Source organism: Streptomyces sp. NPDC050738 (assembly GCF_040654175.1).
Lineage (GTDB): Bacteria > Actinomycetota > Actinomycetes > Streptomycetales > Streptomycetaceae > Streptomyces.
In genome coordinates this window covers 82,868-104,441 of the sequence record NZ_JBFAHN010000008.1, presented here as the reverse complement: position 1 = coordinate 104,441, position 21,574 = coordinate 82,868, and the positions used below count along the sequence as shown (strand labels likewise).

Sequence of the window (21,574 nt, the reverse complement as noted above, 5' to 3'; positions counted from 1 at the left end):
GTCAACGGCCAACCGCCTTCCCGGCAGCGGCAGTCCAACAACCGCCGTACGGAAGTCCAAGTGGCCTCCGGCCCGTCCCGGCTAGTTCTCCTGGGTCCCTTCGAAGAATCCGGCGGCGACGACATGGCCCTCGATGGCCGGGAGCAGTGCCTCCACGCTGCGGAGTTCGACGTCGGCGGGGATCGCCTTGTCGAGTGCGTACAGGTGGAAGCCGTAGCGGTGCACGCCGTGTCCCGGCAGGGCGCCCGGACCTTGGTAGCCGGTGCGGCGGAAGGCCGCGGGGACGTATCTGACCTGGGTGCTGTCGCGCGTCAGCGCGCCCTCGTCGATCTCCGTCGTCTCCACCGGGACCAGTGCGGCGAAGTGGATGATCGGCCGGCTCATCGGGACGTCGACGTCCTCCATCACGATGAGGAGTTGGCGGGTCGACGCGGGCACCTGGCCCCAGCGCAGGGCCGGGGAGAGGTTCGGGCCGTGTCCCTTGCCGGCGTGCCGGACGGGGATCGGCTGTCCGTGCGCGAAGGCGGGGCTGGAGAAGTCGATCGGGGTGCCGCTCGCGAGGGCGGGGGCGTTGCGGATGCTGTGCGCCTCGTCGGCCCGGTGGTTCCTGAGGAGGCGGCCCAGCGGGGTGAGGACCTTCGTCAGGGCGCTCATACGGTGGCCTTGGCCAGCAGGTCGAGCACCTCGGCGGTGGTGCCGGTCTCGCCGAGCCGGGGGAAGATCCGTTCGGTGGTGTGGCGGTGGGCGTCGGCGTCCCGGTCGGTCATGGCGTCGGTGACCAGGGTGAGGTGGTAGCCGTGTTCGTGGGCGGCACGGGCGGTGGACTCCACGCCGGCGGTGGTGGCGATGCCGGCCAGGACGATCTGGGTGATGCCCCGGCGGCGCAGCTGCAGGTCGAGGTCGGTGCCGTAGAACGCGCCCCAGTTGCGCTTGGTCACGGTGATGTCGCCGGGGTGTCCGGCGAGGGCGTCCACGATGACGTCCCAGCCCTCGGGCAGGGTGGCCGCCAGGTGGGAGGGGGTGGCGGTGCGGCCGGGGACGCGGTCGGCCCGGTCGGGCGCGAAGGAGGCCCGTACGAGAACGACCGGCAGGTCACGGGCGCGGAAGGCGTCGGCCAGCTCGACCGATCGGGCCAGGACGTCGGTGGTGGAGTACGGGGCTCCGGTGGCGGCGAGTACACCGTTCTGCAGGTCGATGAGGACGAGCGCGGTGGTGGGGTCGAGCGCGGTGGGTGACATGGCTGTGCTCTCTCCGGGGGCGTGGTGGGTGCTACTGGGCGTGGCCGATGCGGCGCAGCGAGCGGTCCGCCGCGCTCACGGCGAGGAAGAGGCAGGCGACGACCAGCAGGAACACGCTGAGGTCGTGGAGTCCTGCGGTGTCCGCGCCGCCCTTGAAGAACAGGGCGTTGGCGGCGGAGGCCAGCAGCGCGCCGACGTACATGAAGGTGCGCAGCAGGCCGGCGGACGAGCCCATGCGGGCCGGGTCGGCCTGGGCGTAGAGGGCGTTCTGGTTGGCGAGCCCGTTGAGTCCCTGCGGGACGCCGACGAGCGCACCGATCACGATCAGCAGCCACAGCGGGCTGCCGGAGCCGACGAGCAGCAGGGCCGCACAGGCGGCGATCTGCACGATGCCGCCGATGAGGAGCTTGTGGCGCACCTCCGCGCGCCGGCCGGTGAGCGCGGTGACGGCCATCGCGGCCAGCGACATCGGCAGCAGGAGGAGCCCGGCGGTCGACGCGCTCAGCGAGCGGCCCTCCTCGAGCCACTGGGTGAAGCCGTAGAGGAAGGCGTACGAGGTGACGTAGGCCAGGAGCTGACGGATGTAGGTGGCGAGCAGCGGGGCGTTGCCGCTCAGCACCCGCAGGTCTATGAAGGGCCGCGGGACGCGCAGTTCACGCATCGCGAAGCCCGCACCCAGGACGGCGCCGAGCGCCACCAGATACCAGTGGGAGAGCTCCAGGTCCATCAGGAAGAGCATGAAAGCGGTGAGCATCCCCGCGAACAGCGCCATGCCGGGCACATCGACGCTCTCGGCCTTCTGCGCACCGGACGTGGCCGTCCGCCGGGGCAGTCGCCGTACGCCCAGGACCAGACAGGCCGCCGACAAGGGGATGTTGATGCCGAAGATCAGGTGCCAGCCACCCGCCCCGATGAGCAGTCCGCCCAGCGTCGGGCCGATCACCGCGACCACCTGGTTGGAGATCGACAGGGCGGCCAGGATGCCGGCGGGGCTCTTCATTCCGGTGCGGTCGGATTCGCTGCGCAGCAGGAACATCGAGGCCGGGTACGCGGCCGAGGTGCCGAATCCGAGCAGCACCCGGGAGAGCACCAGCACCCAGAGGCTGGGGGCGAGAACCCCGAGCAGGCCCGCGACGCCGACCAGTGAGGTGCCCACGAGGTAGAGCAGGCGAGGCCCGTACGTGTCGACGAGCCGGCCGATGACCGGCTGGCCGACGGCGGTGGCGAGATAGAGCCCCGAGACCAGCCAGGCCGTCTGCGACGGCGGGACGCCGAACGCCTGGCCGATGGGGATCAACGCCACTGCGAGCATGGAGGAGTTGATGGGGTTCAGCACGGAGCCGAGCATCATCGGGGCGAGCAGCTTGCGGTTGAAGCCGCCCGGTTCCTGGGCGCCGGTGCGGCGCAGGGCGCGTATCCGGCCGGTGATGGCCGTCATGACTGCGCGACGTCGTCGAGCAGCGCCATCACCTCGACGACCGTACGCAGCTGGTCCTCGCTGCAGTGTTCCTCCAGCGCGCGCACCAGCCACTCCTGGCGGGCCTTGCGGTCGCCCTGGAACTGTTCGCGGCCCGCGTCGGTGAGGTCGACGAGCTGGCGCCGACCGTCGTCGGGGTCCGGGCTGCGCTCCACCAGACCGGCGGCCTCCAGCGCCGCCACGATCTTTGCCGCCGACTGGGGGCGGATGCGCTCCGCCGCCGCCAGGTCGCTGGCCGAGGCCGGGCCCTTCTTGCCCAGTCGCATGAGGACGGATGCCTGTGAAGGGGTGAGGGCCCCGTCGCCCGACAGCTCCCTGAGCCGGCGGACCAGACGGCCGACCACCACCCACACATCGCCTGCCGCACGGACCGCCAGTTCGGAGGGGGCCGCAGAAGGGGTGACGGCGGGGGCGGCGCTGCGACTGTCAACGCTCTCGTTCATGGTTCCCACCGTAAAACCTTCAGCCTGGACTGTCCAGTTTCAGGTGCACAGTCCAGGCTGCACGTCGCGTCCACTCGCGAAACACGCACAACCCGATCGGGTGACGTTGTTGAACTTTGAACCAAAGAGGTCTATAGTCGATCTCGTTGAAGGTTAAACGACCTTGAACCCCGTCCCCACCGAGGAGGAGCCATGGCTCTGTTCAACCGCAAGAACCAGCCCGCTGCCGAGGCCGCGACCGCCGCCCTCCCCGTGGACCCCGCACTGGCCGCCCTGACCGGCGACTACACGATCGACCCGGCCCACAGCTCCATCGGCTTCACCGTGCGCCACGCGATGGTCACCAACGTCCGTGGCTCCTTCGGCGGCCACGAGGGCACGCTGCACCTCGACGGCGCCGACCCGTCCCGCTCGACCGCCTCCATCGACGTCTCGATCGAGACCATCGATACGGGCATCGCGGACCGCGACGGCCACCTGCGCAGCGCGGACTTCTTCGACGCGGAGAAGTTCCCGCAGATGACCTTCCGCTCGACGCAGGCCGAGCAGCTCGGCGGCGACGCGTACCGGATCACCGGCGACCTCACCATCAAGGACGTCACCAAGCCGCTCGCGATCGACCTCGAGTTCAACGGCACCGCGACCGACCCGTACGGCAACGAGCGCGTCGGCTTCGAGGGCAGCGCGACGATCCTGCGCTCCGACTGGGGCCTGACCTGGAACGCGGCGCTGGAGACCGGTGGCGTCATGGTCAGCGACAAGGTCAAGCTGACCTTCGACATCTCGGCGATCAAGGCCGCGGCCCCGCAGGCCTGACCCGCCGGCGTACGCACGAAGGCCCCGGACTCCGCGAGGAGTCCGGGGCCTTCTCATGTCCATGTCCGCTAGCAGCCACCGCAGTTGTAGTAGAGGACGTCCCAGTGGTTGCCCTCGTCGGTGTAGATGTTCCCTGAGCCCGACTTGTACATCGGGTAACCGTCACCGCGCAGGCCCGCGTAGGTGAAGGCGCTGTGGATGTAGTTGTTGAGGCAGGTGTTCTTGCCGATGTCGAGCTTGTAGCCGTTCCAGTGCGAGTACGTGCCGCTGGCGTGGCCCGTCTCGGTGCCGCCGGTGATGTTCATCGCGCAGCCGGTCGCCCGCTTCAGGGTCTGCGCGCCCTGGGCGGTGGCGAGGTTGAGCTGGTCGAACGACGTACAGGTGGAGTTGTTGCGGTTGGTGCAGCCGCCCGACGACGACCAGGTGATGCCGACCGAGCGGAACATGGACTCGCCGGTGGCCTGGCTGATCTTCGTGGCGGCGTAGGCGTCGGACGCGCCGCCGAGGACGCCGACACCGGGTGCGAAGAGCACGCCGAGGACGAGGGCGAGAGTGCTGAGGACCGAGCGGAGCTTCATGGGGGAACCCTCCTGCTGTTGACCGTGCTGCCTGTGGGGCTGCTGTGCAGGTGGTGCAAGGAGAGATGGTGCCCGAGATCTACGCGCGTTGGCCAGAGGGCGTACGTTGGCGGTGTGACTGTGCCGAACGGTGGGTGTTACAGCTGTGAACACGAGGCCGCTTTCGGGGTGTTGCCGCCCCGCGAGCTCATCGGGTCCGATGCGCACTGGCGGGTCGCCCACGCCACGGGGACCTCGCTGCCCGGGTGGCTGGTGCTCGTACCGCGACGGCATGTCACGGCCGTACACGAACTGACCGATGCGGAAGCCGGCTCGCTCGGGCTGTGGCAGGTGCGGCTCTCGCGGGCGCTGCGGGCGGTGACCGGGTGCGCGAAGACGTATGTGGTGCAGTTCGCCGAGCAGGAGGGGTACGCGCACGTGCACTTTCATGTCGTGCCGCGCGCTGCCGATCTCGGACCTGGGCTGCGGGGCGGAGGCATCTTCCAGTTGCTGGGGAAGTCCGGCGCGGAGGCTCTGACGGACGAGGCCGCCGACCGGGTCGCACTGGATCTGCGGGCTCAGCTGAAAAGCGCTGTTCGTGGCTGAACCGGGCTGCTAGAAAACGGAGATGGATCCGGTTGAGCGTCTTCTCGCCGAGCGCGCCTGCGAGCGGCTGATCGTCGAATTCCTGCACCGGCTCGATCTGGGGAATCCGAGCACCGTGGCGGAGCTCTTCACCTCCGACGGTGTCTGGGAGTGGCCGCACGGCGACCGGTTCGTCAAGGGGCGCGAGGAGCTGCGGAGTTACTTCGGGTCCCGGCCCGACGACCGGCTCTCGCGGCGGATGTGCAGCAATGTGCTGGTGACGGTGGAGTCCGCGACGGTCGCGAGCGCGGTCTCGTACTTCGCCACGTACCGGGTCGACGGGTACAGCGGCGGCATGCTGCCGCCCCGGCTGCCCGCGAACGTCGGGCACTACGAGGACACGTTCCGGTGCGTCGACGGGGTGTGGCTGCTGGCGTCGCGGTCCACGTATCTGCCCTTCGGGGGGCCGACCGAGCGGATCGGGCCGAGCGGGCGCAACGCCGGGGGCTGAGGCGGATACGCGCGGATACTCCCGGGGGCGTACGGGAATCGCCTCCGGCGGGGCGACGCCGGGGGTGGCAGGTCCTCGCCATGCTGGCCCGTATGAATCGTCCGAGCGAACGTCTCTGCTACGCCGTGGCCGCCGCCCTCGTCGCCTCCGGCCTCTTTCATCTGGGCGTCTTCTTCGTCGACGGCGGGCCGTGGAACGGGCCCGTCTCCTGGCGCAAGCCCTTCACCTTCGGGGTCTCCTTCGGGCTGACGCTGGCGGCGATCACCTGGGTCACGTCGTACGTGAGGATGAGCGAGCGGGTGCGGGCCGTGCTGCTCGTCGTCTTCGCCGCCGACTGTGTGCTGGAGGTCGGGGGCATCACCCTGCAGGCGTGGCGGCATGTGCCCTCGCACCTGGACATGGAGACCTCGTTCAACTCGGTGGTCTCGATGGCGCTGGCGGTGGGCGGCGGGGTGCTCGTGGTGGTGCTGACCGCCTTCGCTGTCGCCTCGTTCCGCCGCGAGCCGGGTGGGCCCGTGGGGATGGCGGTGGCCGTACGGGCCGGATTCGCCATCCTGCTGGTGGCGCTCGCCTCGGGTGCGGTGATGATCGGGCACGGGGTGTATCTGACGCGGACGGGGCATCAGCTCGCCGCGTACGACTCGACCGCCCCCTTCAAGCCATTGCACGGGGTGAGCCTGCATGCGGTGCTCGTACTGCCGGTGCTGGCCTGGGTGTTGAGCCGTACGCGGTGGAGCGGGGCGGCGCGGCTGCGGGCCGTGCGCGCTGCGGTGGGGTGTTACGCGGCGGCTGTCGCGGGGGCCGTGGTGTGGGCCGCCGTGACGTTCTGATCTTCTGGCCTACTGAGACTTCCTGCGGTGGGCGGCCACCCGCTCGCGGGTGGCGCAGCGGCGGGAGCAGAAGCGGCGGGGCGGGCCGCTGCCCAGGGTGAGGTAGACGTTCGCACAGGTCGGCGAGGCGCAGATGCCGCCGGGTGGGCGCTGGCCGTCCCAGATGAGGACGGCGAGGGCCAGGCAGGAGGAGGCGAGGAGCCACTCGCCCCAGGGGGCGTCGTCGTCGCGGTCCAGGTGGGGATGCCAGGGGGTCGTGCCGTGGTGAGCGGTGAGGCGGAGGCGGCCGGGGCTCTTGCGGAGGAGGCGGTTGAGGGCCTCGGCTGCGGCGTCCGTGGTGGGAGCCGCGAAGACCTCACGCAAGGCCTCGGCAGCCTTGCGCATCGCGGTGATGTCGTCCGGTGAGAGGTCGAGGGGGCCGCTCTCGCCGTGCTCGCGCAGGACGTCGGCGACTGTGTCAGGGGTGGCAGGCTCCTGACTCAGGACGTTGACCAGGTCGGCAGTACGCCGGGCTGTGGAGTTCGAGGTCAGCACCCGGTCAATGTAACGCATCTTGATGATGTTTGAGTTACCTGCGTAACGTCAGCGGAATGAGTAAGCGTTACGGAATGTGGTCGTACGCCGCCGGTGCCGCCCTCGCCCGCACCGGCGACGAGATGTCGGGCCCCGCCCTGCTCCTCGCCGGTCTCGCCGCCACGGGCTCGGCCTCGGCGGCGTCCACGCTCCTGGCCGGGCTGATGGTGTCGGCGGCCGTCGGCGGGCCGGTCTTCGGGATGCTGCTCGACCGCGCCGAGCGGCCCGGGCGGCTGCTGGCCGGAGCGCTGGGCGGGTACGCGGGGGCGCTCGTCGTCATCCTGGCCATGCTGGGCCGTGCGCCCGTCGCAGCCACCGTCCTCGTCGCGGCGGGCGCGGGGCTGCTCGGGCCCGCACTGTCGGGAGGCTGGACCGCCCAACTCCCGGGCGCCGTAAGCCCGGAGAGACTGCCGCGCGCGAACGCGGTCGACGCGATGACCTTCAACGTGGCCGGGCTGCTGGGCCCGGCCGCCGCCGGTCTCGTAGCGAGCCTCGCCGGGGCACCGGCCGGGGTGGCCGTCGCCGCCGCCCTCATCTGCTGTGCACTGCCCGCCGCTTGGGGCCTCCCCCGCACCCGTACACGCGAGTCACGCGCACCGCGCGCCTCCCCCACCGCCGGATTCCGCGCCGTCCTGCACTCGCGCCCGCTGGCGCGGGCGACCGTGACCTCGGTGCTCTCCTGCCTGAGCGAAGGCATGCTGGTCGCGTGCTGCCCACTGCTGGGCGCGCAGGTGCTGGGTGGTGCGGGTCGCGGGGCGCTGCTCCTGTCGCTCGTCGCCGTCGCCGCGCTGGCGGCGAATGCGGCCATCACCCGCTCGCCCCGGGTGATGGCATCCCCGGACCAGGTGATCCGAGTGAGCGCACTGGCGCTCGGCACCGCCCTGACCGTGGCCGCCACCCTCCAGCCGGTGCTGCTCATCGCGGCGGTGACGCTCGCGGGCGCGGCCCAAGGCCCGCAGCTCACGGCCCTGTTCGCGGTACGCCACCGGGAGTCGCCGGACCATCTGCGCGGGCAGATCTTCACGACGGGTGCGAGCCTGAAGATCACCGGGTTCGCCATCGGTGCGGGCGTCGCGGGCCCCCTTGCCACCTGGTCGCTGCCGGGCGCACTGCTGGCCGCCGCAGGAATGCAACTGCTGCCCATGGCAGTGGCTCTGTGCATACGAGGCAGACGACCGGTTCCGCACACGGATGGCGGCCGCCCGCCCGGCATCGTCAACGCTCCGGCGGCTGAACCCATGGAGCGAACCGTTGACCAGGAGCAGCATCCTCTCGCGAATACCTGAGGACGGACTCCTGCACCATGTCGAGCCGCTCGGCGGCGACAAGGCACGAGACGGGTTCCGACCCGCCCGCGTCCGCTTCGAAGGCGACCAGCACAGGCGGTCTTTCACCCAGCTGACGCGTGACCTTCAACAACTCGTCTGCCGTGGGCGGGCGAAAGACGGGATCGCGAAAGGCCGCCGGGCAGCTGACGAAGACCGGTGCGGCAAAGGCCATCTCCAGCCCGTGGTGATAGGTGAGATCACTGCCGGCGGCAAGCAAGAAGCGACCACTGTCCCAAGCGAGAACATCCCAGTCCCACCAGGACCCTTCGGGGAGCTCGATCGCGGCATGGGGCCGTTCGATGTCCACCTCAGCTGCCTTCCACTGCGGGGACCGGGAAGTCGTACACGGCCCACTCTGCGATCGGAACGTACCCGATGCGGCGGTAGAGAGTGTTGCTGGTGGGATTGGCCGGGTCGGCGTAGAGCACGACGTCCGTGGCGCCCGCCGCCAGTGCGGCCCGGCTCGCCTCGGCCGTCACCGCGCCCGCGTAGCCGTGACCTCGGAGGTGCGGCGGGGTGTAGACGGGGTCCACCCGGACCATGCCCGCGATCATTGTCGTCACGGCCGCCATGGAAACGGGGGCACCGTCCGGGGTCTCCCAGAAGGTGAAATGCCGGTCGGCGAAGCGTGAGCGGGGCCAGGAGGCCGTGTCCACTGTGGGGAGTTCACCGACCGTCTCACAGAACGCACCGCACCAGGCCACGAGTTGACCGAGGTCGTGCTCACCGACGACGCGGCCCCGGCCCTCCGGGACCGGCTCTGGCGGGGTGAGCGTACCGAGACGGTAGAGGCGAATCCGGGTGCCGAGAGTCGGGGTTGCTCCGGTGTGACGCTGCCACGCCTCGGCGAAGGCAGCGGCTGTGCTGTGACTCGCACTGATGCCTGGGAGCTGGGACCCGAGTGCGGCCAGGCGGGCGGCGAGGGTGTCGGCGTGTTCCGGGGTGAGGGGGGTGAGGCTCAGGCCGCCGGAAGGCAGCGGTAGAAAATGGCGCGGACCTCGCCCTCAGACTCCAGGTGTCCGAAGAGGGGGGCTCCGGCGCCTGGTCCGTCCGTCCCGCTCGTGCGTAGTTTCTCGAGCGCCGTGAGCGGTGTGTTGTGCAGGGCGGGCCGCGAGCGGAGGAAGTCTCCGGCGCGGGCGAGAAAGTCGTCGAGGTCCTCGGTGAGGTGCCAGTCGTCCGGGCGCATGCTGGGTGATTCTTCCTGTGCCCGCGGCCGAGCGCATGACGAACGGGCGGTACCCCCAGGAGGAGTGCCGCCCGTCGGTGGAGCGTCAGGCCGCCCGGTAGGCCGCCGTGAGTTGGGTGATCGCTCCCTTCAGGTCGCCCGTCAGGAGCAGGTGGTCCGCGTTCGCGAAGGGCTTGGACGTTGCCTGGGTGAGGTGGTCCGCGATCTTTTGCTGGACGATCTGGCGGGCCGCCGTCGCGATCTCCTTGCCTGCCGGGGAGTCCGCCTTCACGAAGTTCGCCGCGAGTGCGAGGGCCCGCAGGGTCACCTCACCGCCGGGCGGGGTCTTCTTGAGGGTGGTCAGGCCCCAGCCGTACGGGAACTGGGGGTCGTACGTGGTGTCGCCGACGTTGATCGGGAGCTGGGCCTCCGACTTGGGCCAGGTGAGCGGGAGTTGGCCGGTGAAGGCCTTCTTGCCGTAGAGGACGTCCGCCACTCCGTCGCCCTCCGTGCCCGGCAGCCAGGAGGCCACCAGTGCGTCGGCCTTCGGGAGCTGGTCGCCGATCAGTTGCGGGCGGCCCGAGACGATCAGGACCGCGCACTTCATCGCCGCGCAGACCTTGTCGATCGCCGCCTGGTCGGCGGCGGTGAGGCTGAGCGTGTGGCCGTTGCCGACGTCGCCGATGCCTTCCGCGTAGGGCTTCTCGCCCACGACCACCACACCTACGTCGTAACCCTCGGTGGGGGCCGATGCGTCCTTGGAGTAGGTCGGCGCGGTCGTCGTGTCCTTCTTGATGCCGTCCAGGATCGTCGTGCCGGTTGTCGTCTTGCCCGAGCCGCCCTGCCAGGTCACCGTCCAGCCGCCCGCCTGGTTGCCCAGGTCGTCGGCATTGCTGCCGGCCACGTAGACCTTCTGGGAAGGCTTCAGCGGGAGGATGTTGCCGGTGTTCTTGAGGAGGACCTGGGATTCGGCCGCTGCTGTGCGGGCCACCGCGCGGTGGGCCGCCGAGCCCACGTCGGCGAGGTTCGTCGTGTCCGCGTACGGCTTCTCGAAGAGGCCCAGCTGGAACTTCTGGGTGAGGATGCGGGTCACCGCGTCGTCGATCCGGGACTGGGCGATCCGGCCTTCCTTCACCTCGTTCTGGAGGGTCGCGGTGAAGGTCGGGTAGTCCGTCGGGACCATGATCATGTCGAGGCCCGCGTTGATGGACGTTCGGACGTCGCTCGGGTAGTCGCCGGGGATCTGGTCGATGGCCTGCCAGTCGCTGATGACGAAGCCCTTGAAGCCCATCCGGTCCTTCAACACCCCATTGATCATTGCAGCGTTGGCGTGCATCTTCACCGGGCCCTCGTCGTCGCCGAGGATGTCGAGCGAGGAGTAGGACGGCATGACCGTACCGATGCCGCGCTTGACCGCGTCGGCGAAGGGGGCGAGGTGCACCGCCTCCAGTTCCTGGCGGGTGACCTTGGTGACGCCCTGGTCGATCGGGTACGAGCCTGTCGTCGACGAGCCGTACTCCGTACCGCCGTCACCCACGAAGTGCTTCGCCGTCGCCAGGACCTTGTCGTTGCGGGAGAGGTCCTTGCCGTCGGCGCGGCCCTGCATGCCCTGGATCACCGTTTCGAGGGAGGAGACCAGCGCCGGGTCCTCGCCGTACGACTCGTACGTGCGGCCCCAGCGCTCGTCGCGCGCGACGCACAGGCAGGGGGCGAAGTCCCACGGGATGCCGGTGGCGCGCACCTCGCCCGCCGTCACCGCGCCGGTCTTCTCGGCGAGCGCCGGGTCGCGGGTCGCTCCGAGACCGATGTTGTGCGGCATGATCGTCGAGCCGATGACGTTGTTGTGGCCGTGCACCGCGTCCACGCCGTAGATCAGCGGGATCTGGAAGCGGGTCGCCTGCGCGCGCAGCTGGTACGAGTCGACCATCTTCGCCCAGGCTTCGGGCGTGTTCGGGGTCGGGACCGAGCCGCCGCCGGAGAGCAGCGAGCCGAGGTCGTAACTCGCTATGTCCCCCTGGGACTTGAGGGCGTTGCGCTCGGCCTGCGTCATCTGGCCGGCCTTTTCGGCCGGGGACATGCGGGCGAGGAGGTCCGCCACGCGCTTCTTGATGGGGAGACGCGGATTGAGGTACGGGAGGTCGTGTGCGTCGATCACTGCCTGCGGGGTCTCCAGCGGGGGCTTCGCGCCGGTGACCGTGAGCTTCAGCGGGATCGTCTCGGCTTCCTCGGCCGTCCTGTCCTTGGTGGTGGCCACCGTGATCGACTGGGATGCGCCGGAGGGCGATCCGGCCGGGAAGGTGACCGTGCCCGAGGTCGGCGTGTAGTCCTTGGCCGGGTCCGCCGTGCCGCCTTCGGTCGTGTACGCGACCGTGACCGGCTCCTCGGTGGGGGCCGATGCGGTGGTGGCCAGGGAGATCTTGATGTGCGCGGAGGCACCCTCCTTCACCGGGTAGACCGCCGCGTCCGTGACGACGCCGACCTTCAGGGACGGGTCGGCCTTTCCGTACAACTCGACGTTGTCCAGCGCGAATTGGCCGGGCGCGCCGGTGGGCAGCGTGAGCGCGTAGCCCCACATCTTGTCGAGGTTCAGGATGTGGTCGATGCCGCCGACCGGCTGGTAGTCGGTGCGGTAGACGAAGTCCGCGAACGGGATCTCGACCTGGTGCCAGCCCTCCCAGTCGTCCGTGAAGGACGTGGTCCAGAGCTCGGAGGCCTCGCCGTTGGCGCCGCCGTCCTTGATCTCGAAGTTGATCTTCTTGCCGGATCCGGGCGGGAGAGGTGCGGTGTTCTGGCCGTACCACCAGAAGCGAATGCCCTTGGAGGCCGTCCAGTCGTGGGCGGGCTGGTCGAAGGCGAAGTCGTGCGAGAAGCCGCCGTAGGCCGAGATGTTGTACGTGCCTTCGAGGGCCTTGGCGCCCTCGGGGGCGTCCGCGCGGTCCTTGAGGGCGAGGGTGGGGTTGTCCGTGGAGCTGCCTCCCCAGGTGAAGACGCCTTCGGCGGGCGGGCTCGCGAAGGGGACCTCGCCCTCGAAACGGTCCACCGGGACGGGGGCCGGGTCGTCCGCGGCGGCACTGCTTCCCGTAAAGGGGAGAAAGGCCGCCAGGAGGGCGGCTGTTGCGAGCGCCGCCGTCCTGGATCTGGATCTCGTACGTGTGCGAGGCATGTGCGGCTCCTCAGTTGTCACGAGTGAGACGAATGGTGTCGCGGTACCACTTGGCACTGTCCTTGAGAGTGCGCTCCTGCGTCTCGTAGTCGACACGGACGATGCCGAAGCGCTTGTCGTAGCCGTAGGACCACTCGAAGTTGTCGAGCAGCGACCAGGCGAAGTAGCCGCGTACGTCGGCCCCTTGGGTACGGGCGTCGGCGACGGCGGCGATGTGGTCGGCGAGGTAGGTGGTGCGGTCCGCGTCGTGGACCGAGCCGTCGGGGGCGACCTCGTCGTCGAAGGCGGCGCCGTTCTCGGTGATCACGGTGGGCAGGCCGTAGTCCTTCTGCAGGCGCAGGAGGAGGTCGGTGAGGGCGGTGGGCGTGATCTCCCAGTCCATGGCGGTACGGGGGAGGTCGCGCTCGATGCCTCGGGTGACGGGGAAGCCTTCGGCGTCGAGGGGTGAGCCGTCTTCGGTGACGCCGGAGAAGAGCGTGCCGCGGTAGAAGTTGACGCCGAGGACGTCCAGGGGGGTGGAGATGATCTCCAAGTCGCCCTGCTGGACGGGGAGTTCGATATCGCGGAGAGCGAGGTCGGCGAGGACGTCCGCGGGGTAGGCGCCCTTCGTGACCGGGTCCAGGTAGAGGCGGCGGCCCATGCCGTCGGCGCGGCGGCAGGCCTCGGCGTCCTCGGGGCTGTCGGTCTCGGGGGTGGCGGTGCCGAGGTTGAGGGTGATGCCGAGTTCGAGGTCCTGGTTCTTGGTGGCGGCGCTCTCGCGGAGGTGCTGGGCGGCGAGGCCGTGGCCCAGGAGGAGGTGGTGGACCGCGCCCATCGCGTCGCCGAGGTTCTTGCGGCCGGGGGCCTGGGCGCCGTACGCGTAACCCAGCATCGCCGAGCACCAGGGCTCGTTGAGGGTGGTCCAGTGCTTTACGCGGTCGCCGAGGGCGTCGTAGGCGAGGGCGGCGTACTCGGCGAAACGGTAGGCCGTGTCGCGGGCCGGCCAGCCGCCCGCGTCCTCCAGTTCCTGGGGGAGGTCCCAGTGGTAGAGGGTGATCCAGGGGGTGATCGAGCGGGACTCGAGCTCGTCGAGAAGGCGCTTGTAGAAGTCGAGGCCCTTGAGGTTGGCGGGGCCGCGGCCGCCGGGCTGGATGCGGGGCCAGGCGAGCGAGAAGCGGTAGGTGTCGACGGAGAGGTCGGAGATGAGCTGCACGTCGTCGGGCATGCGGTGGTAGTGGTCGCAGGCCGTGTCGCCGTTCTCGCCGCGGACGACCATGCCGGGGGTGCGGCAGTAGGTGTCCCAGATGGAGGGGGTGCGGCCGTCTTCGGCGGCCGCACCCTCGATCTGGTACGCGGCGGTGGCCACGCCCCAGCGGAAGTCGGCCGGGAGGCCGAGGACGGGGGCGGGGGTGATGGCGCGGGCGTAGGGGCGGGGGGTGACGGCTTGGTCGGTCATGGTTCTGGTTTCTCCTGGGAGGTGGGGTGGGCGAAGGCGGGGGTGAGGGCGGTGGAGGCGGGGGCCGGCGGGGGCGCCGCTGCGCGGGCCTTCCCCCACCCCGCCCCTCAGCCCTGCCACGTGACACTCTGCGGCTCCGCCGCGTGGGGGGGGCTGCGCCCCAGACCCCCTGACGGAAGCGGCAGTTGACGGGGGTCGCCCCGGTGTGCGGGGCTTCGCCCCCTGCGCCCCCGCACGCGACCTCCGGCCGCGTGTCCTCAAACGCCGGACGGGCTCGATTTGCTGAACAGGGCTCACAGGTGCAGGGGGCCGGCCGGCCCCCGCGTCACGGGCCGGCCGCAGCCCCCACCGCCGCATCCTGATGCAACCAGCACGCCACCGTCCGCGACCCGTCCCCCGGCGGAGCCGCCAGCACCGGCACCTGTGTCCCGCACGGCTCGAACGCCTTCCCGCACCGCGGATGAAACGCACAGCCCGCCGGCATCGCGGCCAGATGCGGCGGCGACCCCGGAATCCCCGACAGCTCGCGCCGCGGCCCGTGCAGCGCCGGGAAGGAGTGCAACAGGCCGTCGCTGTACGGGTGGTGCGCATCGCGGTAGATCTCCGCCGACGCCGCCTCCTCCACGATCCGGCCCCCGTACATGATCGCGATCCGGTCCGAGAACTCGATCAGCAGCGAGATGTCATGCGTGATGAAGATGACCGAGAAGGACAACTCGGCCTTCAGCTTCACCAGTTGGCGCAGGATCTGCCGCTGCATCACCACGTCCAGCGCCGTCGTCGGCTCGTCCATGATGACGATCTCCGGGTCCAGCGCGAGCGCCATCGCGATCATCACGCGCTGCCGCATCCCCCCGGACAGCTGGTGCGGATACGCGCCCAGCCGGTCCGCCGAGATCCCCACCAGAGCGAGCAGCTCGGTCGCCCGCGCCGTGCGCTCGGCGCGCTTGGTCTCCGGGCGGTGTGCCTTCAGGACGTCCGTCAGCTGACTGTGCACCGTGTGCACCGGATTCAGGGAGTTCATCGCGCCCTGGAAGACGATCGACAGCTCCTGCCAGCGGAACGCCCGCAGCTCCCGTGCCGACAGCGCCAGGATGTCCACCGGGTCGGGGTCCGTCACACGGTGGTACCGGACCTCGCCGCCCGTGATGACACCCGGCGGGGAGAGCAGCCGGGTGACCGCGTACGCCAGGGTCGACTTCCCCGAGCCCGACTCGCCTGCCAGGCCCAGGACTTCGCCCCGGTGCAGTGTGAGGTCGATGTCGCGCAGGGCGTGCACCGCGTCCTGCCCGGTGCCGTAGTCGACGTTGAGGCCACGGATGCTGAGAATGGGCTCGCTGGTCATGCCCTGGGCTCCTTCGTGGTGCGGTTCACCGGCGTGAAGCCGACTCGCATACGTACCTTCTTCGACGCGCCCGTCTCCGTACGCAGCCGCGGATTGACGAATTCGTCGATCCCGAAGTTGATGAGGGCGAGGGACATCCCGAGCAGCGCGATGCACAGCCCTGCCGGCACGAACCACCACCAGGCGCCCTGCGCCAGCGCCTGGTTGGACTGCGCCCAGAAGAGCACCGTCCCCCAGTTCCAGTCGGAGATGTCGGCGACCCCGATGAAGGCGAGGGTGATCTCGGAGAGGATCGCGAAGATGACCGTGCCGACGAATCCCGACGCGATCACCGCCGTCAGGTTCGGCAGGATCTCGAAGAGGATGATCCGCCACGTCGACTCCCCGGTGGCGCGCGCCGCCTCGACGTAGTCCCGTCTGCGCAGCGACAGCGTCTGGGCGCGCAGCACCCGCGCCCCCCACGCCCAGGACGTGACCGCGATGACCGTCGCGATCAGCAGATTGCTCGTGTCCTCGACGAAGCTCGCGACGATGATGATCAGCGGCAGTCCGGGGATGACCAGGAAGATGTTGGAGAGCGCGGAGAGGATTTCGTCCGCGACTCCGCCCAGGAAGCCCGCGCTCACCCCGACCAGCACGGACATCACGGTGGCGAAGGCCCCGGCGACGAAGCCGACGATCAGCACACCCCGCGTCCCGACGAGGATCTGCGACAGGACGTCCTGGCCGGTCTGTGTCGTACCGAACCAGTGGGAAGCGGAAGGCGCCTGGAGCAGTTCGGGGCCCATCTTGTCCGGGTCGTACGGCGCCAGCCACGGGCCGGCGATCGCGATGAGCACGAAGAATCCGAGGATCGCGAAGCCGACGACGGTCTTGCGGCCGCGCAGGAAACGGAATCTGCGCTTGGCGGACGGCGGGGTCTCGACCGCATCCAGTACGGCGACCTCGGCAGCGGTGACGGCCATGTCCTCAGGCCTCCCTTCGGGTACGGGGGTCGAGGAGCATGTAGACGATGTCGGCGAGGAGATTCGCGGCGAGGACCGAGAGCGTGATGATCAGGAAGATGCCCTGCATCAGCGGATAGTCCTTGCCTCCGACGGCCTCGAAGAGCTTGAAGCCGATGCCGGGGTACGAGAAGACCATCTCGACCAGCAGCGTGCCGCCGACGATGAAGCCCAGCGAGAGCGCGAAGCCGGAGATGTTGGGCAGGACCGCGTTGCGGGCCGCGTAGCTGAACATCACGCGGCGCTCGGAGAGGCCCTTGGCCTGGGCGACCATGACGTAGTCCTCGGAGGACACCGTCACCATCATGTTGCGCATGCCGAGGATCCAGCCGGCCATCGCGCTGAGCACGATCGTCAGGCCAGGCAGCGCTCCGTGGTAGAGCGCGCTGGAGATGAACGGCCAGTCGAAGGCGGGTACGAGGGAGTTGTCGAAGCCGCCCGACTCGGGGAACAGCGGCCACTTCACCGCGAAGAGCGCGATGGCGATGAGGCCGAGCCAGAAGTAGGGGATGGCGGAGATGAACGTGGTGACGGGCAGCAGGCTGTCCATCCACGAGCCGCGGCGCCAGCCGGTGAAGACGCCGATGCCGGTGCCGAGCAGGAAGCTGATCAGCGTCGTGACTCCGACGAGCGCCAGGGTCCAGGGCAGCGACTGGGCGATGATCTCGCTGACCGGGGTGGGGAAGTTGGTGAAGGACAGGCCGAGGTCGCCGTCGAGGAGATGCGACCAGTAGTCGGTGTACTGCTGCCAGAGCGACTGGTGCTTGTCGAGGCCGAAGAGTGCCTGGAGCGAGGCGATCGCGCTGGTGTCCAACTGGCCCTGGAATCGGGCGAGGAGGGCCTGGATGGGGTCGCCCGGCATGATGCGCGGGATGAAGAAGTTGATGGTGATCGCGGCCCACGCGGTGACGGCGTAGAAGGCGATGCGCTGCAGGAGGTACTTCACTTCGCGGACACCTCCTCCTGCTCGGTCGCGGTCGAGCCGGAGTTCTCGTACAGCCAGCAGGCCGCCCACTGGCCGTCCGCCAGGTCGAAGCGCGGCGGGAGTTCGGTGGTGCAGCGCTCCATGGCCTTGGGACAGCGGGGGTGGAAGCGGCAGCCCGCCGGCGGGGCGATCAGCGACGGGGGCTCGCCGCTTCCGGTCTCCTCCTGTTCCTCCTCGGCGACGACCCGGTCGGGGTCGGGCGCCGAGGCGATGAGGAGCTGGGTGTAGGGGTGGGCGGGGTGCTGGGTGACCGTCTCGCTGTCGCCGCCCTCGACGATCCGGCCCGCGTACATCACCAGCGTCGTGTCCGCGAAGTAGCGGGCCGATGCGATGTCGTGGGTGATGTAGAGGATGGCGAGGTGGAGGCGGTCCTTGAGGTCCTTGAGGAGGTTGAGGACCCCGAGACGGATGGAGACGTCGAGCATCGAGACGGGCTCGTCGGCGAGGAGGACCTTCGGGTCGGCGCCGAGCGCGCGGGCGATGGCCACGCGCTGGCGCTGACCGCCGGACAGCTCGTGCGGGAACTTGTCCAGGAACCGCTGGGGAGGCGTGAGTTGGACCCGTTCCAGCAGGGCTGCCAGGTTCTGCTCCAGCTCCTCCTCGCCGCTGCCCGCCCTGCCGTGGATCTTCAGGGCGCGGGTGAGGTGGTAGCGCACGGTGTGCACCGGGTTCAGGGAGGCGAAGGGGTCCTGGAAGATGAGCTGGACCTGGCGTACGTAGCGACGGAAGGACCGGCCGCGGCCTGCCTTCACCGCGGTGCCCTCCAGCCGTATCTCGCCCTTGGTGAGCGGATACAGCTGGGCGAGCAGCCGGGCGACGGTGGATTTTCCGGAGCCCGACTCCCCCACCAGTGCCGTCACCGTGCCGCGCCGCAGCTGCAGCGAGACGTCGTCGACGGCGTGGACGCTGCGGCGGCTGCGCTTCGCGACGTCGCGGCCCGTCCTGCGTACGGTGAAGTGCTTGGTGACTCCGCGTGCTTCGAGCACGATCGTCTCTTGCTGTGGTTGGTCGGTCATGGCCGGTCGCCCCGCCCTCCGTAACTCCGTGCTCTGTGCTTACTTGGCGGGCTTGAGGTTCAGCACGATCTCCAGCGCGGTCGGCTGGGTGTGCTGCGGCGGGGCGTAGGGGTCGGCCTCGGTCGGCCAGCCCACCCAGTTCTTGGTGGAGTACTCGGCTCCGATGGGGGCCGCGGCCGTCGGGATCATCGGCGCCTGCTCGACCATGATCTTCTGGAGGGTGTTCATGGCGGTGGTGCGCGCCGCGTCCTCCGTCGCGTTGGCGTAGTCCTTCAGCGCCTTGGTGGCTTCGGGGCTGTTGAAGCGGCCGAAGTTGCCCGTCTGGGACGGCTTCCCGATGGGCTGGAGCAGCACGCCGTCCATGATGTTCTGGTACATGTCGTACGGCGTCGCACCGCTGTTGGTCCAGTGCAGGGTGGCGTCGAAGTTGCCGTTGGCGACGTCCACGCCCCACGCGTCAGCGGTCTGCGTCTTGACCTTGGCGTCGATGCCGAGCTGCTTGATGTTGTCCTTGATGATCGACAGACCGGTGATGTAGTCGTTCCAGCCGGCCGGGTCGGTGAAGGTGAGGCTGACCGCCTTGCCGCTCGGGTCCTTCAGCTTTCCGCCGTCGAGCTTGAAGCCTGCCTCTTCGAGGATCTTCTTGGCGCCGGCCACATCGGGCTTGGTGGTGGCGCTCTTGTATTCGGGCGCGAGGAAGGGGTCACCGGCGGGCAGCGGGATGCCGGTCGGGTTGGTGATCTCCGGGTAGAGGGTCGACTCGGCCTGGACGTAGATGGCGTTGCGGTCGACGACCATCGCCATGGCCTTGCGCAGCGCCGGATTGTCGAAGGGCTTGCGGGCGGTGTTGAACCACAGGCCGTGGATGCCGAGGCCGGAGGGGAACCAGAGCTTGTGGTTCTTGGGGTCCTTGGCGATGTAGAGCTGCTTGTAGTTCGGCATGAAGACGAACGACCACTCGACCTTGCCGCTGGCCAGCGCCGTCGTCGCCGCGCTGTTGTCGTTGTACGCGGTGTAGCGCAGCTCCTTGACCTTGGTCGCACCCTTCCAGTAGTTGGGGGTGGCGGTGAGGGTCGTGGTCTGCGGGGTGAAGGACTTCAGCTGGTACGGGCCCGAGCCGACCGGTGTGCGGTTGGGGAAGGTCTCCGGGTTCTTGATGGAGGCCCAGATGTGCTTGGGCACGATGTACTGCTGAATGATCTTGTTCTGGTTGACGAACTGCGAGTCCTTGAAGGTCAGCACGACCTGCTTGCCCTGGACGGCCACTCCGTCATAGGGCACGCCGTCGGCGTTGAGCGCCTTGTGCTCCTTGAGGAAGTTGAAGGTGAAGGCGACGTCCTCGGCGGTCAGCGGCTTGCCGTCGGCCCACTTGGCCTTGGGGTCGAGGGTGAAGGTGACCTTGGTGAAGTTCGACTCCCACTTCCAGTCGGTCGCCAGCCACGGCTTGGCCTTGTCGGCCGGCTTGATGCGGTTGGTCATGGCGAGGGGCTCGTAGACCATGACGCGGTAGCCGAGGGTGGCGGCGGCCGAGGTGGCGAGGAAGGGGTTGCTGTTGTTGGTCTGCGGCCCGTCGGGCTTGCCGAGGGTCAGTACGCCGCTCGCGCCGGCCCCGCCCTTGGAGGAGTTGTTCTTGCTGTTGGCGTCGGAGCATCCGGCGGCGAGGGCCACCATGATGGCGGCGGCGGCTACCGCCCGGACTCTCCGGGACTGCGGGAATGCGGACATGGCGACTCCATGAAGGGGCTGGGGCGTGACGTGCTCGGGCAGGGCGAAGCGGACCTGCGGTGACAGGTGCGGTGCGCGGGTGCGGTGCGCGGGTGCGGTCAAGTGCGGTGCGTGGGGCGGGGGTGGCGGGCGCGCGGCCGGGTGCCGCGCTGTCCGGCCGCGGGTTACGGGGCCGAGCTGCGGACGACCAGCTCGGTGGGCAGTACGACCGGGTCGTCCGGCGCGGGCGTACCGCCGAGGTGTCCGAGCAGAATCCGCGCCGCCGTCTCGCCCATCTCCCGGGTGGGCTGGCGGACGGTGGTGAGCGGGGGCTCGGTGTGCCGGGCCATCGGGATGTCGTCGAAGCCGACCACGGCGACGTCGTCGGGGACGCTGCGGCCGGCCGCGCGCAGCGCACGCAGCGCACCTGACGCGCTGACGTCGTTGTGCGCGAAGACCGCGTCGAACTCGACGCCGTCCGCCACGAGTTGCTCGATGGCGCGGCGGCCGGCCTCTTCGGTGAAGTCCCCTTGGGCGACCAGCGCCTGCGGGAGTACGTCACGGAATCCGCCGAGCCGCTCCCGCGTACAGCCGAAGTGGGAAGGACCGGTGATGACCAGGGGCTTGCTGCGTCCGGCTGCCTGCAGATGGCGGGCGGCGGACGCGCCTCCTTCGCGGTTGGTGGTCACGACGGAGGGAAATTCGGGGTGGTGGCCGCGGTCGTCGATCAGCACGACCGGGAGGCCCTTCCGGTGCAGTTCGGTGATCTTGTCGAGCGTGTTCTCGGGTTCGACGACGAGCAGTCCGTCGAAGGCGCGGGCCGAGACCTGGCTGGTGAAGCGGAGGACCGACTCCTCACCGCGGTTGATGGTGAAGAGCAGCAGCCCGTATCCGGCGGCTTCGACGGTGTCGACGACGCCCTGCAGCACCTCGCCCATCCAGGGCCAGGTGAGCGAGGGCACCAGCATGCCGATGGTGCGGCTGTTGCCGCGGGCGAGACCGACGGCACCCGAGCTCGGTACGTAGCCCAGGGAAGCGATCACCTCCCGAACACGCGCCGCGGTCGAACCGTCCACCTCGCCCTTGGTGTTGATGACCCGGGACACGGTCGTCTTGCTGACGCCCGCCGCTCGGGCGACATCGGCGATGGTGACGCGCATCGGGCCTCCACGTTGAGGTCGGACGGGTGGTGCACAGGTGGTGCACGGGACATCCCGGTACCGGTTCCGGAACCGGTACCGGCGGCAGTGGCAGGAGTAAAACTCACCCCCAAGGTGCCGTCAATACTTCACACAGGAATTGGTCCAGACCCAACTCCCGGGCAGGCCAGCGGGGTTATTCGTTCACTTCTTGAACGTGCGAGGCCTCTTGACGGCCGCCCGCAGGACCAGTTCACTCA

At 69.6% G+C, this 21,574-nt stretch carries 20 protein-coding genes and 1 pseudogene; 5 read left to right on the top strand and 16 right to left on the bottom strand.

Annotated elements, in window-relative coordinates:
- Positions 1 to 81: 81 nt before the first annotated feature.
- From AB0H78_RS21740 to AB0H78_RS21725, 4 genes are read right to left on the bottom strand one after another with little or no spacing between them, the layout of a single operon-like run.
- Entirely contained in the window at positions 82 to 654 is a 573-nt protein-coding gene (locus tag AB0H78_RS21740) for a YbhB/YbcL family Raf kinase inhibitor-like protein (RefSeq protein ID WP_363236160.1), read from the bottom strand.
- Entirely contained in the window at positions 651 to 1,238 is a 588-nt protein-coding gene (locus AB0H78_RS21735; protein ID WP_363236159.1) for a hydrolase, read from the bottom strand. The genes AB0H78_RS21740 and AB0H78_RS21735 overlap by 4 nt, the downstream gene beginning before the upstream one ends.
- A gap of 31 nt (positions 1,239 to 1,269) precedes the next feature.
- Entirely contained in the window at positions 1,270 to 2,676 is a 1,407-nt protein-coding gene (locus AB0H78_RS21730; RefSeq protein ID WP_363236158.1) for an MFS transporter, read from the bottom strand.
- On the bottom strand, positions 2,673 to 3,158 hold the full coding sequence (locus AB0H78_RS21725) for a MarR family transcriptional regulator (RefSeq protein ID WP_363236157.1): 486 nt from the start codon (positions 3,156 to 3,158) through the stop codon (positions 2,673 to 2,675). Before AB0H78_RS21725 ends, AB0H78_RS21730 begins: the two co-directional genes overlap by 4 nt.
- Before the next feature lie 192 nt (positions 3,159 to 3,350).
- Here AB0H78_RS21725 and AB0H78_RS21720 point away from each other — a divergent pair, with 192 nt between their 5' ends.
- Positions 3,351 to 3,974 (top strand): YceI family protein, encoded by a 624-nt coding sequence (locus tag AB0H78_RS21720; protein WP_363236156.1) that lies wholly within the window; start codon positions 3,351 to 3,353, stop codon positions 3,972 to 3,974.
- Positions 3,975 to 4,042: 68 nt separating this feature from the next.
- On the opposite strand, the gene AB0H78_RS21715 is transcribed toward AB0H78_RS21720, so the two are convergent.
- Positions 4,043 to 4,552 carry a hypothetical protein gene (locus tag AB0H78_RS21715; RefSeq protein WP_363236155.1) on the bottom strand — a complete coding sequence of 170 codons (510 nt, stop codon included), beginning with the start codon at positions 4,550 to 4,552 and terminating at the stop codon, positions 4,043 to 4,045.
- Between the two features lie 114 nt (positions 4,553 to 4,666).
- Here AB0H78_RS21715 and AB0H78_RS21710 point away from each other — a divergent pair, with 114 nt between their 5' ends.
- The 3 genes from AB0H78_RS21710 to AB0H78_RS21700 all read left to right on the top strand — a co-directional run bounded on the left by AB0H78_RS21710 (position 4,667) and on the right by AB0H78_RS21700 (position 6,457).
- Complete coding sequence (locus AB0H78_RS21710; RefSeq protein WP_363236154.1) at positions 4,667 to 5,137, top strand: HIT family protein; 471 nt, start codon at positions 4,667 to 4,669, stop codon at positions 5,135 to 5,137.
- Between the two features lie 22 nt (positions 5,138 to 5,159).
- The gene (locus tag AB0H78_RS21705) at positions 5,160 to 5,627 is read left to right on the top strand and encodes a nuclear transport factor 2 family protein (RefSeq protein ID WP_363236153.1); all 468 of its coding nucleotides are present in this window, start codon (positions 5,160 to 5,162) and stop codon (positions 5,625 to 5,627) included.
- Between the two features lie 92 nt (positions 5,628 to 5,719).
- A complete protein-coding gene (locus tag AB0H78_RS21700; RefSeq protein ID WP_363236152.1) occupies positions 5,720 to 6,457 on the top strand; it encodes a hypothetical protein in 738 nt (245 codons plus the stop codon).
- A 9-nt stretch (positions 6,458 to 6,466) separates the two neighbouring features.
- Here AB0H78_RS21700 and AB0H78_RS21695 read toward each other — a convergent pair whose 3' ends face one another.
- A complete protein-coding gene (locus AB0H78_RS21695) occupies positions 6,467 to 7,009 on the bottom strand; it encodes a CGNR zinc finger domain-containing protein (protein WP_363236151.1) in 543 nt (180 codons plus the stop codon).
- A 38-nt stretch (positions 7,010 to 7,047) separates the two neighbouring features.
- Here AB0H78_RS21695 and AB0H78_RS21690 point away from each other — a divergent pair, with 38 nt between their 5' ends.
- A complete protein-coding gene (locus AB0H78_RS21690) occupies positions 7,048 to 8,316 on the top strand; it encodes an MFS transporter (protein ID WP_363236150.1) in 1,269 nt (422 codons plus the stop codon).
- Here the strand turns inward: AB0H78_RS21690 and AB0H78_RS21685 are convergent.
- From AB0H78_RS21685 to AB0H78_RS21640, 10 genes and pseudogenes are all read right to left on the bottom strand, one after another.
- Positions 8,246 to 8,665 (bottom strand): hypothetical protein, encoded by a 420-nt coding sequence (locus AB0H78_RS21685; RefSeq protein WP_363236149.1) that lies wholly within the window; start codon positions 8,663 to 8,665, stop codon positions 8,246 to 8,248. The genes AB0H78_RS21690 and AB0H78_RS21685 overlap by 71 nt on opposite strands.
- A gap of 1 nt (position 8,666) precedes the next feature.
- Positions 8,667 to 9,544, bottom strand: a pseudogene (locus AB0H78_RS21680) (GNAT family N-acetyltransferase).
- An 85-nt stretch (positions 9,545 to 9,629) separates the two neighbouring features.
- Positions 9,630 to 12,686: a glycoside hydrolase family 3 N-terminal domain-containing protein gene (locus AB0H78_RS21675; protein ID WP_363236148.1), complete on the bottom strand. Its 3,057-nt coding sequence runs from the start codon at positions 12,684 to 12,686 to the stop codon at positions 9,630 to 9,632.
- Between the two features lie 10 nt (positions 12,687 to 12,696).
- Entirely contained in the window at positions 12,697 to 14,121 is a 1,425-nt protein-coding gene (locus AB0H78_RS21670; RefSeq protein WP_363236147.1) for a GH1 family beta-glucosidase, read from the bottom strand.
- A 325-nt stretch (positions 14,122 to 14,446) separates the two neighbouring features.
- Positions 14,447 to 15,466: an ABC transporter ATP-binding protein gene (locus tag AB0H78_RS21665; RefSeq protein ID WP_363236146.1), complete on the bottom strand. Its 1,020-nt coding sequence runs from the start codon at positions 15,464 to 15,466 to the stop codon at positions 14,447 to 14,449.
- Positions 15,463 to 16,431, bottom strand: a complete 969-nt coding sequence (locus AB0H78_RS21660) for an ABC transporter permease (RefSeq protein ID WP_363236145.1) — start codon at positions 16,429 to 16,431, stop codon at positions 15,463 to 15,465. Before AB0H78_RS21660 ends, AB0H78_RS21665 begins: the two co-directional genes overlap by 4 nt.
- 4 nt (positions 16,432 to 16,435) lie before the next feature.
- The gene (locus AB0H78_RS21655) at positions 16,436 to 17,416 is read right to left on the bottom strand and encodes an ABC transporter permease (protein WP_363236144.1); all 981 of its coding nucleotides are present in this window, start codon (positions 17,414 to 17,416) and stop codon (positions 16,436 to 16,438) included.
- Complete coding sequence (locus tag AB0H78_RS21650) at positions 17,413 to 18,471, bottom strand: ABC transporter ATP-binding protein (protein WP_363236143.1); 1,059 nt, start codon at positions 18,469 to 18,471, stop codon at positions 17,413 to 17,415. Before AB0H78_RS21650 ends, AB0H78_RS21655 begins: the two co-directional genes overlap by 4 nt.
- A 39-nt stretch (positions 18,472 to 18,510) precedes the next feature.
- On the bottom strand, positions 18,511 to 20,196 hold the full coding sequence (locus AB0H78_RS21645; protein WP_363236142.1) for an ABC transporter substrate-binding protein: 1,686 nt from the start codon (positions 20,194 to 20,196) through the stop codon (positions 18,511 to 18,513).
- Positions 20,197 to 20,360: 164 nt separating this feature from the next.
- Positions 20,361 to 21,335: a LacI family DNA-binding transcriptional regulator gene (locus AB0H78_RS21640; RefSeq protein ID WP_363236141.1), complete on the bottom strand. Its 975-nt coding sequence runs from the start codon at positions 21,333 to 21,335 to the stop codon at positions 20,361 to 20,363.
- Between the last annotated feature and the right edge of the window lie 239 nt (positions 21,336 to 21,574).

Bases quoted from the DNA above. Each gene is read 5' to 3' on its own strand.
- AB0H78_RS21740 (WP_363236160.1), bottom strand. From the start codon at position 654: ATGAGCGCCCTGACGAAGGTCCTCACCCCGCTGGGCCGCCTCCTCAGG.
- AB0H78_RS21735 (WP_363236159.1), bottom strand. From the start codon at position 1,238: ATGTCACCCACCGCGCTCGACCCCACCACCGCGCTCGTCCTCATCGAC.
- AB0H78_RS21730 (WP_363236158.1), bottom strand. From the start codon at position 2,676: ATGACGGCCATCACCGGCCGGATACGCGCCCTGCGCCGCACCGGCGCC.
- AB0H78_RS21725 (WP_363236157.1), bottom strand. From the start codon at position 3,158: ATGAACGAGAGCGTTGACAGTCGCAGCGCCGCCCCCGCCGTCACCCCT.
- AB0H78_RS21720 (WP_363236156.1), top strand. From the start codon at position 3,351: ATGGCTCTGTTCAACCGCAAGAACCAGCCCGCTGCCGAGGCCGCGACC.
- AB0H78_RS21715 (WP_363236155.1), bottom strand. From the start codon at position 4,552: ATGAAGCTCCGCTCGGTCCTCAGCACTCTCGCCCTCGTCCTCGGCGTG.
- AB0H78_RS21705 (WP_363236153.1), top strand. From the start codon at position 5,160: ATGGATCCGGTTGAGCGTCTTCTCGCCGAGCGCGCCTGCGAGCGGCTG.
- AB0H78_RS21700 (WP_363236152.1), top strand. From the start codon at position 5,720: ATGAATCGTCCGAGCGAACGTCTCTGCTACGCCGTGGCCGCCGCCCTC.
- AB0H78_RS21695 (WP_363236151.1), bottom strand. From the start codon at position 7,009: ATGCGTTACATTGACCGGGTGCTGACCTCGAACTCCACAGCCCGGCGT.
- AB0H78_RS21690 (WP_363236150.1), top strand. From the start codon at position 7,048: ATGAGTAAGCGTTACGGAATGTGGTCGTACGCCGCCGGTGCCGCCCTC.
- AB0H78_RS21675 (WP_363236148.1), bottom strand. From the start codon at position 12,686: ATGCCTCGCACACGTACGAGATCCAGATCCAGGACGGCGGCGCTCGCA.
- AB0H78_RS21670 (WP_363236147.1), bottom strand. From the start codon at position 14,121: ATGACCGACCAAGCCGTCACCCCCCGCCCCTACGCCCGCGCCATCACC.
- AB0H78_RS21665 (WP_363236146.1), bottom strand. From the start codon at position 15,466: ATGACCAGCGAGCCCATTCTCAGCATCCGTGGCCTCAACGTCGACTAC.
- AB0H78_RS21660 (WP_363236145.1), bottom strand. From the start codon at position 16,431: ATGGCCGTCACCGCTGCCGAGGTCGCCGTACTGGATGCGGTCGAGACC.
- AB0H78_RS21650 (WP_363236143.1), bottom strand. From the start codon at position 18,471: ATGACCGACCAACCACAGCAAGAGACGATCGTGCTCGAAGCACGCGGA.
- AB0H78_RS21645 (WP_363236142.1), bottom strand. From the start codon at position 20,196: ATGTCCGCATTCCCGCAGTCCCGGAGAGTCCGGGCGGTAGCCGCCGCC.
- AB0H78_RS21640 (WP_363236141.1), bottom strand. From the start codon at position 21,335: ATGCGCGTCACCATCGCCGATGTCGCCCGAGCGGCGGGCGTCAGCAAG.